15 protein-coding genes are annotated in these 14,398 nt (G+C 66.4%); 11 read left to right on the plus strand and 4 right to left on the minus strand.

Annotated features, from left to right (window positions below):
- Nucleotides 1-47: 47 nt before the first annotated feature.
- Both pip and prmC read right to left on the minus strand, forming a co-directional pair.
- Complete coding sequence (gene pip, locus AC5P6A_RS10440; RefSeq protein WP_021203202.1) at nt 48-989, minus strand: prolyl aminopeptidase; 942 nt, start codon at nt 987-989, stop codon at nt 48-50.
- Nucleotides 990-1,037: 48 nt separating this feature from the next.
- Nucleotides 1,038-1,895: a peptide chain release factor N(5)-glutamine methyltransferase gene (gene prmC, locus AC5P6A_RS10445; RefSeq protein ID WP_134735887.1), complete on the minus strand. Its 858-nt coding sequence runs from the start codon at nt 1,893-1,895 to the stop codon at nt 1,038-1,040.
- Nucleotides 1,896-2,217: 322 nt separating this feature from the next.
- Here prmC and ahpC point away from each other — a divergent pair, with 322 nt between their 5' ends.
- From ahpC to AC5P6A_RS10470, 5 genes are all read left to right on the plus strand, one after another.
- Nucleotides 2,218-2,781, plus strand: coding sequence for an alkyl hydroperoxide reductase subunit C (ahpC, locus tag AC5P6A_RS10450; protein WP_005415368.1), 564 nt, complete (start codon nt 2,218-2,220; stop codon nt 2,779-2,781).
- Between the two features lie 224 nt (nt 2,782-3,005).
- Nucleotides 3,006-4,598, plus strand: a complete 1,593-nt coding sequence (gene ahpF / locus AC5P6A_RS10455; protein WP_171952426.1) for an alkyl hydroperoxide reductase subunit F — start codon at nt 3,006-3,008, stop codon at nt 4,596-4,598.
- A gap of 85 nt (nt 4,599-4,683) precedes the next feature.
- A complete protein-coding gene (locus tag AC5P6A_RS10460; RefSeq protein WP_019661135.1) occupies nt 4,684-5,646 on the plus strand; it encodes a LysR substrate-binding domain-containing protein in 963 nt (320 codons plus the stop codon).
- Between the two features lie 123 nt (nt 5,647-5,769).
- Entirely contained in the window at nt 5,770-6,174 is a 405-nt protein-coding gene (gene rnk / locus AC5P6A_RS10465; RefSeq protein WP_019661134.1) for a nucleoside diphosphate kinase regulator, read from the plus strand.
- A gap of 50 nt (nt 6,175-6,224) precedes the next feature.
- A complete protein-coding gene (locus AC5P6A_RS10470) occupies nt 6,225-7,181 on the plus strand; it encodes a transaldolase (RefSeq protein WP_346714911.1) in 957 nt (318 codons plus the stop codon).
- Between the two features lie 660 nt (nt 7,182-7,841).
- Here the strand turns inward: AC5P6A_RS10470 and msrA are convergent.
- Both msrA and AC5P6A_RS10480 read right to left on the minus strand, forming a co-directional pair.
- Nucleotides 7,842-8,507, minus strand: a complete 666-nt coding sequence (msrA, locus tag AC5P6A_RS10475) for a peptide-methionine (S)-S-oxide reductase MsrA (protein ID WP_332328839.1) — start codon at nt 8,505-8,507, stop codon at nt 7,842-7,844.
- Nucleotides 8,508-8,537: 30 nt separating this feature from the next.
- Nucleotides 8,538-8,801, minus strand: a complete 264-nt coding sequence (locus AC5P6A_RS10480; protein WP_005415362.1) for a putative signal transducing protein — start codon at nt 8,799-8,801, stop codon at nt 8,538-8,540.
- Nucleotides 8,802-8,998: 197 nt separating this feature from the next.
- Here AC5P6A_RS10480 and AC5P6A_RS10485 point away from each other — a divergent pair, with 197 nt between their 5' ends.
- The 6 genes from AC5P6A_RS10485 to AC5P6A_RS10510 all read left to right on the plus strand — a co-directional run bounded on the left by AC5P6A_RS10485 (nt 8,999) and on the right by AC5P6A_RS10510 (nt 14,371).
- Nucleotides 8,999-10,747: a glutamine--tRNA ligase/YqeY domain fusion protein gene (locus AC5P6A_RS10485; protein WP_111102383.1), complete on the plus strand. Its 1,749-nt coding sequence runs from the start codon at nt 8,999-9,001 to the stop codon at nt 10,745-10,747.
- 43 nt (nt 10,748-10,790) lie between these two features.
- Nucleotides 10,791-11,444, plus strand: coding sequence for a hypothetical protein (locus AC5P6A_RS10490; RefSeq protein ID WP_346714912.1), 654 nt, complete (start codon nt 10,791-10,793; stop codon nt 11,442-11,444).
- Nucleotides 11,445-11,495: 51 nt separating this feature from the next.
- Entirely contained in the window at nt 11,496-12,218 is a 723-nt protein-coding gene (locus AC5P6A_RS10495) for a DUF6348 family protein (RefSeq protein WP_021203194.1), read from the plus strand.
- A gap of 97 nt (nt 12,219-12,315) precedes the next feature.
- A complete protein-coding gene (locus AC5P6A_RS10500; RefSeq protein ID WP_019661129.1) occupies nt 12,316-12,876 on the plus strand; it encodes a nucleoside deaminase in 561 nt (186 codons plus the stop codon).
- Nucleotides 12,860-13,927 (plus strand): 23S rRNA (cytidine(2498)-2'-O)-methyltransferase RlmM, encoded by a 1,068-nt coding sequence (gene rlmM, locus AC5P6A_RS10505; protein ID WP_019661128.1) that lies wholly within the window; start codon nt 12,860-12,862, stop codon nt 13,925-13,927. Before AC5P6A_RS10500 ends, rlmM begins: the two co-directional genes overlap by 17 nt.
- 48 nt (nt 13,928-13,975) lie before the next feature.
- Nucleotides 13,976-14,371, plus strand: coding sequence for an EF-hand domain-containing protein (locus AC5P6A_RS10510; RefSeq protein ID WP_346714913.1), 396 nt, complete (start codon nt 13,976-13,978; stop codon nt 14,369-14,371).
- Nucleotides 14,372-14,398: the final 27 nt, after the last annotated feature.

A 14,398-nucleotide genomic window follows, 5' to 3' on the forward strand; every position in this document is an offset into this window, starting at 1 on the left:
CCGGCGCTGATGGTGAAGCATTGCCGGCCAGCGGCCGGCACTACCGATCAGGCGAAGCTATCGGTGGCGCGCACCAGCGCATCCACGTTCTCGGCCTCGAACGCCGAATGGCCCGAGGCCGGGGTGATTTCCAGCTTCGCCTTCGGCCACACCTTGGTCAGGTCCCAGGCGTTGGCCAGCGGGCAGACCACGTCGTAGCGGCCGTGCACGATCACGCCCGGGATGTCGGCGATGCGGTGCGCGTCGCGCAGCAGCTGGTCTTCCACCTCGAAGAAACCACCGTTGACGAAGTAGTGGTTCTCGATGCGGGCAAACGCCAGCGCGAAATGCGGGTCTTCGTGGCTGTTGATGAAGTCATCATCGACATGCAGGAAGCTGGTCGCCCCTTCCCACACCGCCCAGGCCTTGGCCGCTTCCAGGCGGGTGGTTTCGTCGTCGCTGGTCAGGCGGCGGTGGAAGGCCGAGATCAGGTCATGGCGCTCCACCGGCGGAATCGGCTTGAGGTAATGCTCCCACGCATCCGGGAACAGGCGGTTGGCGCCTTCCTGGTAGAACCATTCCAGTTCCCAGCGACGCAGCATGAAGATGCCGCGCAGGACCAGTTCGGTCACGCGCTGCGGATGGGTTTCGGCATAGGCCAGCGCCAGGGTCGAACCCCAGCTGCCACCGAACACCTGCCAGCGATCGACCTTCAGGTGTTCGCGCAGCTTCTCGATATCAGCAACAAGGTCCCAGGTGGTGTTGTCCACCAGATCCGCGTGCGGGGTGGAACGGCCGGCACCGCGCTGGTCGAACAGGATGATGCGGTACTTGGACGGGTCGTGGAACTGGCGCATCTTGTCGCTGCAGCCGCCGCCCGGGCCACCGTGCAGCATCACCACCGGCTTGCCGTCCGGGTTGCCGCACTGTTCGAAGTACAGCGTGTGGCGGTCGTCGACCTTCAGGGTGCCGACGTCGTAGGGGGTGATGGCGGGGTACAGCGTACGCATGCTTGCAGCTCCAGGGTGATGCCCTGCCGGGGCAGGAGAACCTCCATTCTAGGCCGGACGCCGGCCCAGGGTGATGCGGTCGCGCTGCTCCAGGTCCTGTGCGGTCTGCACCTCGACAAATCCCGCCGCGTCGAACAGCGCACGGATCGCCGCGCCCTGGTCCCAACCGTGCTCGATCAACAGCCAGCCCTCGGGCCGCAGGTGGGCCTGGCCACCGTCGACGATACGGCGGATGTCATCCAGGCCATCCGGACCCGAGGCCAGTGCGGTGGCCGGCTCGAAGCGCAGGTCACCCTGCTCCAGATGCGGATCGTCGCTGGCGATGTACGGCGGGTTGCTGGCAATCAGATCAAAACGCGCGCCCTGCAGCGGCGCATACCAGTCGTGCCCGCCTTCGGCGAAGCGGACGTTGCGCAGATCATGGCGGGCGGCATTGCGCGCGGCCACGGCCAGCGCGCCCGGGCTGGCGTCGGTGGCCAGCACCTGCGCCTGCGGCCGTTCGCTGGCCAGTGCCAGTGCGATCGCACCGCTGCCGGTACCGAGGTCGGCCAGCTGCAACGCCTGGTCCGGCGGCAGTCGCTCCAGCGCCAACTCGACCAGCAGCTCGGTTTCCGGGCGCGGGATCAGCGTGGCCGGGTCGACCTCCAGGTCCAGCGTCCAGAAACCGCGGCGCCCGGTCAGGTAGGCAACCGGCTCACCGGCCACGCGGCGGGCCAGCAAAGCTTCGAAGGCGGCCTGGTCATTGGCGGCCAGCGGATCGGTGGCATGCGCGAACAGCCAGCTGCGCGGGCGGTCCAGTACATGCAGCAGCAGCAGTTCCGCCTCGTGGCGGGCGTCGCTGCTGCCCAAGCGAGCACTGGCGTCGGCTACGACCTGACGCAGGGTGGGTTGGGCTTGAAAGGACATGCTGCAATTGTAGAGCCGAGCCTGTGCTCGGCCGCTTCTGGAGCAGCCGAGCACAGGCTCGGCTCTACAAAACCGGAATCCGTTCAGGTTCCGCCGGGCGGGATAAGGAGGGACTATCGGCCCCAAGCAGCGGTCTGCCGAGATTTCCCTTGTCACACAGGCAATTGCAGGATGGCGATGGCGAGGTTCAGTGTCTGCTAAGGGCCATTCGATAGACTCCATCTATCGAATAGATGCAATCAATGGATTGTTCTTATCGCGAGCGAATGGGTAACCTAGCTCCTGTCGATTCACCCACTCCCCTTCACCAAGAGGAAAAATGATGTCCCTCATCAATACCCAGATCCAGCCGTTCGAAGCCAACGCCTACCACAACGGCGAGTTCATCAAGGTTTCCGACGCCAGCCTGAAGGGCCAGTGGTCCGTCCTGATCTTCATGCCGGCCGCCTTCACCTTCAACTGCCCGACCGAGATCGAAGACGCCGCTGACCATTACGCCGAGTTCAAGAAGGCCGGCGCCGAGGTCTACATCGTCACCACCGACACCCACTTCTCGCACAAGGTGTGGCACGAGACCTCGCCGGCCGTCGGCAAGGCCCAGTTCCCGCTGGTCGGCGACCCGACCCACCAGCTGACCCGCGCCTTCGGCGTGCACATTGAAGAAGAAGGCCTGGCCCTGCGCGGCACCTTCATCATCAACCCGGAAGGCGTGATCAAGACCCTGGAGATCCACTCCAACGAGATCGCCCGTGACGTGTCCGAGACCCTGCGCAAGCTCAAGGCTGCCCAGTTCACCGCCGCCAACCCGAACCAGGTCTGCCCGGCCAAGTGGAAGGAAGGCGAGAAGACCCTGACCCCGTCGCTGGACCTGGTCGGCAAGATCTAAGCCCTACCGGCCTGCCGTGGCCCCACGCCACGGCGCGCCCTTCATCCCCGTGCCGGTCCCCACGCCGGCGTGGGGGTGAACCCAAGACAGCCAACGCTCGCCCGCCTTGGCCAGCCAGCCCCTTCCACGGTCGCTGTCTTGGGTTCACCCCTACCCCCAGCTGGTCCGCTACCTTCTACAGCGGTGCCACGCCCCCTGTTTGCCTGAAGCCAGGAGATGACCCGATGTTGGACACCAACCTGCAGTCGCAGCTGAAGACCTATCTGGAACGCGTGACCCGCCCGATCCAGATCACCGCGCACGCCGACGATGGCGCCAAGTCGCAGGAAATGCTGGACCTGCTGCAGACCCTGGAGAGCCTGTCGGACAAGATCTCGCTGCAGGTGCTGCGCGATGGGCAGGGCCGCGTGCCGTCCTTCGACCTGGGCACCCCGGGCCAGGACATCCACCTGACCTTCGCCGGCCTGCCGATGGGTCACGAGTTCACCTCGCTGGTGCTGGCCCTGCTGCAGGTCGGCGGCCACCCGTCCAAGGCCACCGCCGAGCTGATCGAGCAGGTGCAGAACCTGGAAGGTGAATACAAGTTCGAAACCTACTTCTCGCTGTCCTGCCAGAACTGCCCGGACGTGGTGCAGGCGCTGAACCTGGCCGCGGTACTCAACCCGCGCATCCAGCACGTGGCCATCGATGGTGCGCTGTTCCAGGACGAAGTCGAGAAGCGCGAGATCATGTCGGTGCCGACCGTGTACCTCAACGGTGAAGTGTTCGACCAGGGCCGCATGACCCTGGAGCAGATCGTGGCCAAGCTGGACACCAATGCCAGCAAGCGCGATGCCGAGAAGATCGCCGCCAAGGATGCTTTCGACGTACTGGTGGTCGGTGGTGGCCCGGCTGGCGCCGCAGCGGCGATCTATGCCGCGCGCAAGGGCATCCGTACCGGCATCGCTGCCGAGCGCTTCGGTGGCCAGGTGCTGGACACCATGGCCATCGAGAACTTCATCTCGGTGAAGGAAACCGAAGGCCCGAAGCTGGCCACGGCGCTGGAACAGCACGTGCGCGAGTACGACGTGGACATCATGAACCTGCAGCGTGCCAGCGCGCTGGTGCCGGCCGGCGAAGACGGCCTGGTGCAGGTGCAGCTGGAGAACGGTGCGGTGCTCAAGTCCCGTTCGGTGATCCTGTCCACCGGCGCACGCTGGCGGCAGATGAACGTGCCGGGCGAAGACCAGTACCGCAACAAGGGCGTGGCTTACTGCCCGCACTGCGATGGCCCACTGTTCAAGGGCAAGCGCGTGGCGGTGATCGGCGGCGGCAATTCCGGCGTGGAAGCGGCCATCGATCTGGCCGGCATCGTGTCGCATGTAACCCTTCTGGAGTTCGATTCCAGCCTGCGTGCCGACGAAGTGCTGCAGAAGAAGCTGCGCAGCCTGGCCAACGTGACGGTGCTGACCAGCGCACAGACCACCGAAGTGCTGGGCGACGGCAGCAAGGTCACCGGCCTGGTGTACAAGGACCGCATCGGCGGCGATGCCCACCGCGTCGAGCTGGAAGGCATCTTCGTGCAGATCGGCCTGCTGCCCAACACCGAGTGGCTGAAGGATGTGGTGGCGCTTTCGCCGCGTGGCGAGATCGTCATCGATGACCGCGGCCAGACCAACCTGCCGGGTGTGTTCGCTGCTGGCGATTGCACGACGGTGCCCTACAAGCAGATCATCATCGCCATGGGCGCCGGTTCCACCGCCGCACTGAGCGCGTTCGACCACCTGATCCGCTCGTCGGTGAGCAACAGCAGCGGTGCCGTTGCTGAAGCGGCCTGATCCACCGTTCCCAGATCACCGGGAACATTGTCTGCCTGTCGGGTAACCACGCCGTCAGCCGGTCCGTTACCCCTGGGGTGTAAGGATGAACCTACGTGATCTGAAGTACCTGGTAGCCCTGGCCGACCACAAGCATTTCGGCCGGGCTGCCGCCGCCTGCTTCGTCAGCCAGCCCACGCTGTCGACGCAGATCCGCAAGCTGGAAGAAGAGCTGGGCCTGCCGCTGGTGGAACGCGCACCGCGCAAGGTGATGCTGACCCCGGCCGGTCAGGAAGCGGCGGCACGGGCGCGGGTGATCGTGTCCGAAGTGGAACAGCTGAAGGAAGCCGCGCGACGCAGCCGCGATCCGGAAGCCGGCACGGTGCGCCTGGGCATCTTCCCGACCCTCGGCCCGTACCTGCTGCCGCATGTGATCCCGCGCATCCGCGAGCGCTTCCCGGAGCTGGAACTGCTGCTGGTCGAGGAAAAGAGCGACGTGCTGCTGGACCGCCTGCGCGAAGGCAAGCTCGACGCCGCACTGCTGGCCCTGCCGGTGATCGACGACCAGCTGCATGCCGAATTCCTGTTCGAGGAGCCGTTCCTGCTGGCTGTCTCCGGGCGCCACCCGTTGGCCCGTCGCGAACATCTGGACGTGCAGGAACTGGCGACGCAGAAGCTGCTGCTGCTGGAAGACGGGCATTGCCTGCGCGACCAGGCGCTGGAAGTGTGCCGCCTGTTCGGCGCCAATGAGAAGTCCGAATTCCGCGCCACCAGCCTGGAAACCCTGCGGCAGATGGTCGCCGCCGACGTCGGCATCACCCTGCTGCCAAGTCTGTCGGTGCAGCCGCCGGTGCCGCGCTCGAACAACATCCGCCTGCTCGATTTCACCGGCGAGGGCCGTCCCAGCCGCCGCATCGCCATGATCTGGCGCCGCAGCTCGGCCATGAACGACTTCCTGATGGAGCTGGCCGACCAGTTCAAGCGCCTGCCGCAGGCGCTGTTCACCTTGGATGCGCTGAACGCCACGTCCGATGCGGCATCCCTGCCCGGCCCCGCGCTGAACGGCTGAGCCCCCGCAGTACCGGCCTGGAATTGGCAGGAGTCGATTCCGGCCGCATTTGTCCCCACAATACAGACAGGCGGCGCCAGCAGGTGCCGCCTTTTGCATGGCCTTCAACCAAGGAGCTTCACCATGAGTACCGCCAGCGGCCTGCCGCCGTCGATCACCGTTTCTACTTTCGACATGGACCGCCTGGACGCCATGCTCGAATCCCCCGCGCTGAGCCAGACGCCTGCCGCGCTCGCGCTTGCTGAAGAACTCAACCGGGCCACCGTGATGGCACCGGACCAGATTCCCGAAGGCATCGTCATGATGCATTCGCGCGTGGAATGCGAAGATGAAGTGTCGGGCGAAAAGCACGTCCTGACCCTGGTCTTCCCCCGCGAAGCCAACGTCGATGAAGGCAAGGTCTCCGTGCTGGCCCCGGTCGGCAGTGCCCTGCTCGGCCTTTCGATCGGCCAGAGCATCGACTGGAACGCGCCCGGTGGCCGGAAGCTGCGCCTGCGCGTGACCGCGGTCCATAACGACCGCCCCTGATTACCGCTGCGCACCGCGCGCGATTCGATTCCCTTGCACCAGGAGCCGCAATGAGTACCCCGTCCAAACTGTCCCAGCTGCGTGAACTGTCCGTGGTCGTCGCCGATACCGGTGACTACGAGGCGATCAAGCGCCTGCAGCCGGTGGACTGCACCACCAACCCGACCCTGGTGAAGAAGGCGCTGGACCTGCCGGTCTACGCCGAGCTGATCGAACGCGAACTGGCCTGGGGCCGCCAGCAGGGTGGCGACCGCGAAGCCGTGGTGCACGCGGTGGCCGACCGCCTGACCATCGGCGTCGGCGCGCTGCTGAGCACGCTGGTGCCGGGCCGGGTGTCCACCGAGGTGGATGCCGACCTGGCTCACGACACCGCTGCCACCGTGGCCAAGGCCCGCCAGTTCATCCAGATGTACGCCGATGCCGGCGTGCCGCGCGAGAAGATCCTGATCAAGATCGCCGCGACCTGGGAAGGCGTGGAAGCCGCACGCATCCTGCAGGCCGAGGGCATCGACTGCAACCTGACCCTGATCTTCAACCCGACCCAGGCGCTGGCCTGCAGCGAAGCCGGGGCGTTCCTGATCTCGCCGTTCGTCGGCCGCATCCTCGACTGGTACGTGGCCAACGGCCAGACCCCGGCCACCATCGACGAAGACCCGGGCGTGAAGTTCGTGCGCGGCGTGTACGCCGAATTCAAGCGTCGCGGTTCGCCGACGGTGGTGATGGGCGCCTCGTTCCGTTCGACCGCGCAGATCGAAGCACTGGCCGGCTGCGACCGCCTGACGATCTCGCCGGACCTGCTGGAGAAGCTGGACGCCGACCACGGCGAGCTGCCGCGCAAGCTGGTAGCCGGTGCAGCCGATGGCACGGCGGTGACGCCGATCGATGCGGCGAAGTTCGCGGCGGATCTGGCGGCCGATCCGATGGCCACCGAGAAGCTGGCGACCGGCATCGAGGCGTTTGCCAAGGATCTGGAAGCACTGCGCGATCGGATCCGCGCGGCACTGTGATTCCGGCCAACGGCTGAGCCCCTCGTGGCGGGTCGGTTGGTCGCGAAAGGCATGAAGCAACAGCCGTGCTGGGTCGGGCGGGTTGGGTTCGCGGGAGACGCCGTGAATCCATCCCTGGAGGCTTGGCCGCCGCATCCATGCGGCGGACACTCCCGCGAACCCAACCCGCCCGCCCTCTGACAGTTTTCTGTGGCCGCCCGCCACGGAAGAAAGAAAGAAGAGCAAAAGCGGGTCGCGCGCTTCGCTTGCTCGGAGCCGAGCATGGCTCGGCTCTACAAGGGCAATGCAGAACCAAACAAAAAGGACGCGGCGAACGCCGCGTCCTTTTTGTTTTCCATCAGTTCGTCAGTAACCCAATGCTTTTTCCCACTGTCACCGGGAAACTGTCGGGGGTGGGGCGGTGTGGGTTGGCAGGACCGTTGGCGCCATGGATGGCGCCATCGAGCCCCCAGGGGTGAGGGCGCTTTGCTTGCGAAGCACTGCTTCGCAAGCGCCCGAACGCACAGCCGCCAGCGGCTGGGCCGGACCGCGGAGCGGGGTTCACGGCGTGTCCTGCCAACCCACACCGCCCCACCCAACAAGCAGCAACCCAGAGCCGCTTTGGCTTTGGCTTTGGCTTTCAGCCGTTGACGTTGCCCGCCGCAGGCGGACCACCGCGCGTCAGCGCGGCGCCTCCACATCCAATCCGATCGGGCAGCTCACACCGGTGCCGCCGATGCCGCAATAGCCGTTCGGATTCTTCGCCAGGTACTGCTGGTGGTAGTCCTCGGCGTAGTAGTACGCCGGTGCCGGGTACACGATCTCGGTGGTGATCGGGCCGTAGCCGGCCGCATCCAGCTGCGCCTGGTAGGCCTCGCGACTGGCCAGCGCGGCCTTGTACTGGCCCTCGTCGGTGGCATGGATCGCCGAACGGTACTGGGTGCCGGTGTCGTTTCCCTGGCGCATGCCCTGCGTCGGGTCATGGCTTTCCCAGAACAGCTGCAGCAGCCGTTCCAGGCTCACCACCGCCGGGTCGAACACCACCTGCACCACTTCGGTGTGGCCGGTCAGGCCCGAGCAGACCTCTTCATAGGTCGGGTTCGGGGTAATGCCGCCGGCATAGCCGACCGAGGTGCTGTACACGCCCGGTTCGGTCCAGAACTTGCGCTCGGCGCCCCAGAAGCAGCCCAGCGCGAAACGGATCTGCTGCAGGCCGGCGAAACGGTCCTTCAGCGGATGGCTGTTCACGAAGTGCTGGTTGCTGTGCAGCGGCAGCGGTTGGTCACGCCCCGGCAGTGCTTCTTCCGGGCGCGGCAGGCGCTGCTTGAAGGCGCCGATGCCGAGGATGCCCTGGCCAATTCCCAACATGATGCGCTCCTACGCCGGAAGGCCGGCAATGTCGTCTGCATCGGAAATGGGGTCGGACGGGGCCTGGCCCAAGTCCAGCGCCGCTACGATGTCCTCGGCCTGCGGCCGCGCCGCATCGGGGATGCCGACCCGCAACACGCCAAACAGCGGCAGCTCGCCCATCCCGCCCAGCAACTGCTCTCCGAACACAAACGCGGGGATACCGGCGTCTTCCAGGGCGTGCTTGACCAGATGGGCGTCGAACAGATTGTCGGCCTTGTACACGATGTGCATGCGGCGGCTCCTCGGGACAAGGGTCCAGCATACGCCTGGGGGCTGAATGGTGGAGAGGGCGGGATCCGAGAGTTGCCGGCCAGCGGCCGGCACTACCGGAAGACGCCTGGTAGTGCCGGCCGCTGGCCGGCAACCCCGGCAGTTCTGCCCGGTACGCGCTAGACTGTTGGTCTTTCTGCCTTTCTTTTCGCCGACTCATGTCCGAGCACACACCCGCCAGCCCCGAGACCCCCGCCGACAGCCACGAAAAGCGCGATTTCATCCGCCAGATCGTGCGCGAGGACCTGGCCAGCGGAAAGCACCAGGCGATCAAGACCCGCTTCCCGCCGGAACCGAACGGCTACCTGCACATCGGCCATGCCAAGTCGATCTGCCTGAACTTCGGCATCGCCGGCGAATTCAGCGGCGTCTGCAACCTGCGCTTCGACGACACCAACCCGGCCAAGGAAGATCCGGAGTACGTGGCCGCGATCCAGGACGACGTGCGCTGGCTGGGCTTCGAGTGGAACGAGCTGCGCCATGCTTCGGACTACTTCCAGGCCTATTACCTGGCCGCCGAGAAGCTGATCGAACAGGGCAAGGCCTATGTCTGCGACCTGTCGGCCGAGGAAGTGCGCGCCTACCGCGGCACTCTCACCGAGCCGGGCCGCCCGTCGCCGTGGCGCGACCGCAGCGTCGAGGAGAACCTCGACCTGTTCCGCCGCATGCGCGCCGGTGAATTCCCGGATGGCGCACGCACCCTGCGCGCGAAGATCGACATGGCCAGCGGCAACATCAACCTGCGCGATCCGGCGCTGTACCGCATCAAGCACGTCGAGCACCAGAACACCGGCAGCGCGTGGCCGATCTACCCGATGTACGACTTCGCCCACGCGCTGGGTGATTCGATCGAGGGCATCACCCACTCGCTGTGCACGCTGGAGTTCGAAGACCACCGCCCGCTGTACGACTGGTGCGTGGACAACGTCGATTTCGCCCATGACGATGCGCTGACCCAGCCGCTGGTCGATGCCGGCCTGCCGCGCGAAGCTGCCAAGCCGCGCCAGATCGAGTTCTCGCGCCTGAACATCAACTACACGGTGATGAGCAAGCGCAAGCTGATGGCGCTGGTCACCGAACAGCTGGTGGACGGCTGGGACGACCCGCGCATGCCGACCTTGCAGGGCCTGCGCCGCCGTGGTTATACCCCGTCTGCAATGCGCCTGTTTGCCGAGCGCGTAGGCATCAGCAAGCAGAATTCGCTGATCGACTTCAGCGTGCTGGAAGGCGCACTGCGCGAGGACCTCGACAGCGCCGCCCCACGCCGCATGGCGGTGGTCGATCCGGTCAAGCTGGTGCTGACCAACCTGCCGGAAGGCCACGAAGAGCTGCTGACCTTCAGCAACCACCCGAAGGACGAGAGCTTCGGCAGCCGCGAAGTGCCGTTCGCACGCGAGGTGTGGATCGACCGCGAGGACTTCGCCGAAGTGCCGCCGAAGGGCTGGAAGCGCCTGGTGCCGGGTGGCGAAGTGCGCCTGCGCGGCGCCGGCATCATCCGCTGCGACGAAGTGATCAAGGATGCCGATGGCACCATCACCGAGCTGCGCGGCTGGCTGGATCCGGAATCGCGTCCGGGCATGGAAGGCGCCAACCGCAAGGTCAAGGGCACCATCCACTGGGTCAGCGCCGTGCATGGCGTGCCGGCCGAGATCCGCCTGTACGACCGCCTGTTCTCGGTGCCGAACCCGGATGATGACTCGGAAGGCAAGACCTACCGCGATTACCTCAATCCGGAATCGCGCCGCACCGTCACCGGCTATGTCGAGCCGGCCGCGGCCAGCGCCGCACCGGAGCAGTCGTTCCAGTTCGAACGTACCGGCTACTTCGTCGCCGACCGCCGCGACCACACCGAAGCCAAGCCGGTGTTCAACCGCAGCGTGACCCTGCGCGATACCTGGTCGGCCTGAGGACCTGCGCGGGCGCCAGCATGGCGCCCGCACGCCATCGACAATGATCACCGCCCTCTCCGTCCTGTTCTGGTTCATCTCGCAGCATCCGCTGCTGACGTTCTTTGCAGCGATGGTGCTGGCCGGACTGGTCTCGTGGTGGCGGCGCTTTCCGGGCTACGCCATCGTGGTGTTCCCGCTGGCGATGCTCAACATGTTCCTCGGCCACTTCCTCAACGCCACCTTCCTCAACGTGGTGGGCGAGCGTGGTGAAGCGGTGATCGTCAAGGCCGAGCGAACCAGTTCCACGCTCAACGAACAGTACATCTGGCGCTACGAAGGGGTGCTGCATACCGCCGAGGGCCGCGACGTGGACGTGGTGTTCTACACCAACACCGCTTCGCTGTGGCCGCTGGAAAACGCCATCCGCATCCCGGCGCGCGACCAGCCGTTCGTGGTCAAGTACACGCCGGGCTTCCCACGCAACTTCGTCATCCTCACCAACGAATCCCCGCACGGCATCGCCCAGGCCCGTGCCAGCGCGCGCGAGCGCGTGGAAGTGGCGGCGCGCAAGCTGCATTTCAGCCCCGGCAATGCCGATTTCCGCGCGGACTATCGCCGCGAGCTGGAAACCTGGCTGCGCGACCACGGCAACGATCCGCAGCAGCAGCCCGACGCGCAGCGATATCGCGCCGACCTCGACGCGCTCGACCATTAGATTTTCCAGGCCCTGCCTGGATGTTCCACCCCATCCACCGACAGGCCTGACATGACCACGACCTCCGCTGCCCTCCTCCCGCTGCTGCAGCAGGTCCTTCAGGACGCCGGCACCGCCAGCCGCGTCGACGGCAACGCGCTGCTGCTGGACAGCGGCCTGCGCCTGACCCCGCATGCAATGGCCGCACACGCGCGCGACAACGGTGGTTGGCAGACCTCCACCGTCATTGAAAGCCAGCATCCGCAGTTGTTCGCCGATGGCCTGTTCGAGTACCAGCACGCAAATGGTGCCGATGAGCAGGCATCGCTGTTGTCCGGCTTCCAGGCCTGGGCCCGGGTGGACCTGGTGACCCTGCAGACCGCGATCGGCGCCCAAGACGCGCAGGGCCTGCCGATGATGGGCCTGACCTATCCGGCCGGCGCTGACGGCCAGGAACTCGAACGCACCGTGGTGCTCGGTCCACTGGCGCATTACCGCGAGCATGAGATGGACACCGGCCCCCGCAGCGAAGACGATCATGGCTCCTGCCCCTGCTGCCTGTTCACGCGCAGCATCGATGCATTCGATGCGCTGCTGAAGACGCGTTCTTTCCTGGCCATCCGCCTGTTCGCCTCGCGCGATGCCGATGGCCTGTGCGAGGCTGATTGCCGGGTCAACGGCCACGACTTCGCCGCCGCCCTGCCCCTGCTGCGCGCCTACGCGGCCAGCTGGCCGCAGGCAGGGCTGGAATTCCGCAAGCAGTACGTGGTGGTCCGCACCGGCTCGCCAGGCTGACCCACGCCCACACCCGATACAGGCCGGTGCGGCTACACTGCGCGCCGGTTCCCCAAGCAACCGCACTTTTTTCCATCCCACACGAGGCACCCCCGCGATGCTGTACGCGCAAGTCCACCTGACCCTTCCCGCCTGGATCCACGACCAGATCGACCTGGATCGTCGATATCCGGGCGACGAGGCCAAGGTCGCGCTGGCGATCGAGCTGTCGCGGCTGAACGTCGAGCACGCCAGTGGCGGCCCGTTCGGTGCGGTGGTGTTCGGCCCGGACGACAAGGTCATCGCCGCTGGCGTGAACCGGGTGATGCCGCACGCGACTTCGCTGGCGCACGCCGAGAACATGGCCTACATGCTGGCCCAGCAGCGCCTGCAGACCCCGCGCCTGAACGCGGTGCTGTCGCCGGTCACCCTGGCCACCAGTTCGCAGCCATGCTGCCAGTGCTATGGCGCTACCGTGTGGGCCGGCATCGACCGCCTGCTGATCGGTGCCAGTGCGGCCGACGTCGAGGAACTGACCCCGTTCGATGAAGGCCCGCTGCCGGCCGACTGGGTCGGCGAGCTCAACAAGCGTGGCATCGAAGTGGTGCAGGGCTTGGACCGCGACGCCGCGCGCAGCGTGCTGCGAACCTATGGGGAAAGCGATGGCGCCCGTTACTGAGACCGGCATCGGCCTGCTGTGCCTGTGCCGGCAGGGCTTTGAACCCGAGCTGGCCGGCGAGCTGCAGTTCCGCGCCGGTGAAGCCGGTTTCGCTGGCTATGCGCGCACCCAGCGCAATGACGGCTATGTGCTTTTCATGTGCGACGACGCTGCAGCACTGGCGCCACGCCTGCGCTGGCGAGAACTGATCTTCGCGCGGCAGAAGCTGGTCGTGCTGGCCGAGCTGCCGCAGCTGGACCCGAGCGATCGCATCACCCCGATGCTGGAGGTGCTGGCCGATGCGCCGCGCTTCGGCGACCTGTGGGTGGAGCACCCCGATTCGGACGCTGGCAAGCCACTGTCCGGGCTGGCGCGAGCCTTCGGCAATGCACTGCGCCCGGCGCTGCGCAAGGCCGGCAAGCTCACTGATAAGCCAAACAACCGCCTGCCGCGCCTGCACGTGGTGTTCGTCGACGGCACCCATGCCTTCGTCTGCGTGGCCGACCCGGCCGACAGCGCGCCGTGGGCACTGGGCATCCCGCGCCTGAAGCTGCTGCCCGAGGCGCCTTCGCGTTCGGCACTGAAGCTGGACGAAGCACTGCTGACCCTGCTGACGCCGGAAGAACGCGAAGCACTGGCCAAGCCCGGCATGCGTGCGGCCGACCTGGGCGCCGCCCCCGGCGGCTGGACCTGGGTACTGACCCGCCAGCACATGCACGTGCTGAGCATCGACAACGGCCCGCTGCGCCAGCACGTGCTGGACACCGGTCTGGTCGAGCACCTGCGCGCCGATGGTTTCCACTGGCACCCCGAACAGCCGCTGGACTGGATGGTCTGCGACATGGTCGAGCAGCCGCGCCGCGTGGCCGAACGCATGGCCACCTGGTTCCGCGAAGGCTGGTGCAGGCACGCCATCTTCAATCTGAAGCTGCCGATGAAGAAGCGCTGGGACGAAACCCGCCTGTGCCTGGACCTGTTCCAGGACCAGGCCGGCAAGCCGCTGGTGGTACGCGCCAAGCAGCTCTATCACGACCGTGAGGAGATCACGGTATTGGCCTCGCCGCTGCGCTGAGGAACATGCCCGCCGGGCATGGGCCCGGCGCTACCGAGGAAGGGAACCATGCGATACCACTCGCTCACCATGTTGATCACCCTGCTGGCCGCCGCACCTGCCATTGCCCAGCAGCTGCCGCCCCCCCCTGCGCAGAGCCAGCCGCTGGGCCCCACCGGCGGCGCGATCCGCCAGCAACCGCTGGATGCTGGCCGGGTCAGCGGCAGCGTCGAGATTGCACGACCGGCCGGCGAGGCACAGGTGACCGTGCGTTCGCTGGAACCGAGCAGCGTGGTCGGCCAGTACCGCATCCACTTCGCCGCGCTGGATGTGAACGGCGATGGTTTCATCAGCCGCGAGGAAGCACAGGCCAACCCGGCGCTGGCCGACGAATTCAATTCGCTGGACCGCAGGCACCGCGGCAAGCTGGACCGCACCGACCTGGCCGGCTGGCTGGTGGATTGAAAAAGGGGACGGAGGGGATTAAGTCGT

The organism is Stenotrophomonas sp. YJH_SMC_20, assembly GCF_059367845.1.

Excerpts from the sequence above, each read along its gene's own strand:
- pip (WP_021203202.1), bottom strand. The coding sequence starts at position 989 with ATGCGTACGCTGTACCCCGCCATCACCCCCTACGACGTCGGCACCCTG.
- prmC (WP_134735887.1), bottom strand. The coding sequence starts at position 1,895 with ATGTCCTTTCAAGCCCAACCCACCCTGCGTCAGGTCGTAGCCGACGCC.
- ahpC (WP_005415368.1), top strand. The coding sequence starts at position 2,218 with ATGTCCCTCATCAATACCCAGATCCAGCCGTTCGAAGCCAACGCCTAC.
- ahpF (WP_171952426.1), top strand. The coding sequence starts at position 3,006 with ATGTTGGACACCAACCTGCAGTCGCAGCTGAAGACCTATCTGGAACGC.
- AC5P6A_RS10460 (WP_019661135.1), top strand. The coding sequence starts at position 4,684 with ATGAACCTACGTGATCTGAAGTACCTGGTAGCCCTGGCCGACCACAAG.
- rnk (WP_019661134.1), top strand. The coding sequence starts at position 5,770 with ATGAGTACCGCCAGCGGCCTGCCGCCGTCGATCACCGTTTCTACTTTC.
- AC5P6A_RS10470 (WP_346714911.1), top strand. The coding sequence starts at position 6,225 with ATGAGTACCCCGTCCAAACTGTCCCAGCTGCGTGAACTGTCCGTGGTC.
- AC5P6A_RS10480 (WP_005415362.1), bottom strand. The coding sequence starts at position 8,801 with ATGCACATCGTGTACAAGGCCGACAATCTGTTCGACGCCCATCTGGTC.
- AC5P6A_RS10485 (WP_111102383.1), top strand. The coding sequence starts at position 8,999 with ATGTCCGAGCACACACCCGCCAGCCCCGAGACCCCCGCCGACAGCCAC.
- AC5P6A_RS10490 (WP_346714912.1), top strand. The coding sequence starts at position 10,791 with ATGATCACCGCCCTCTCCGTCCTGTTCTGGTTCATCTCGCAGCATCCG.
- AC5P6A_RS10495 (WP_021203194.1), top strand. The coding sequence starts at position 11,496 with ATGACCACGACCTCCGCTGCCCTCCTCCCGCTGCTGCAGCAGGTCCTT.
- AC5P6A_RS10500 (WP_019661129.1), top strand. The coding sequence starts at position 12,316 with ATGCTGTACGCGCAAGTCCACCTGACCCTTCCCGCCTGGATCCACGAC.
- rlmM (WP_019661128.1), top strand. The coding sequence starts at position 12,860 with ATGGCGCCCGTTACTGAGACCGGCATCGGCCTGCTGTGCCTGTGCCGG.
- AC5P6A_RS10510 (WP_346714913.1), top strand. The coding sequence starts at position 13,976 with ATGCGATACCACTCGCTCACCATGTTGATCACCCTGCTGGCCGCCGCA.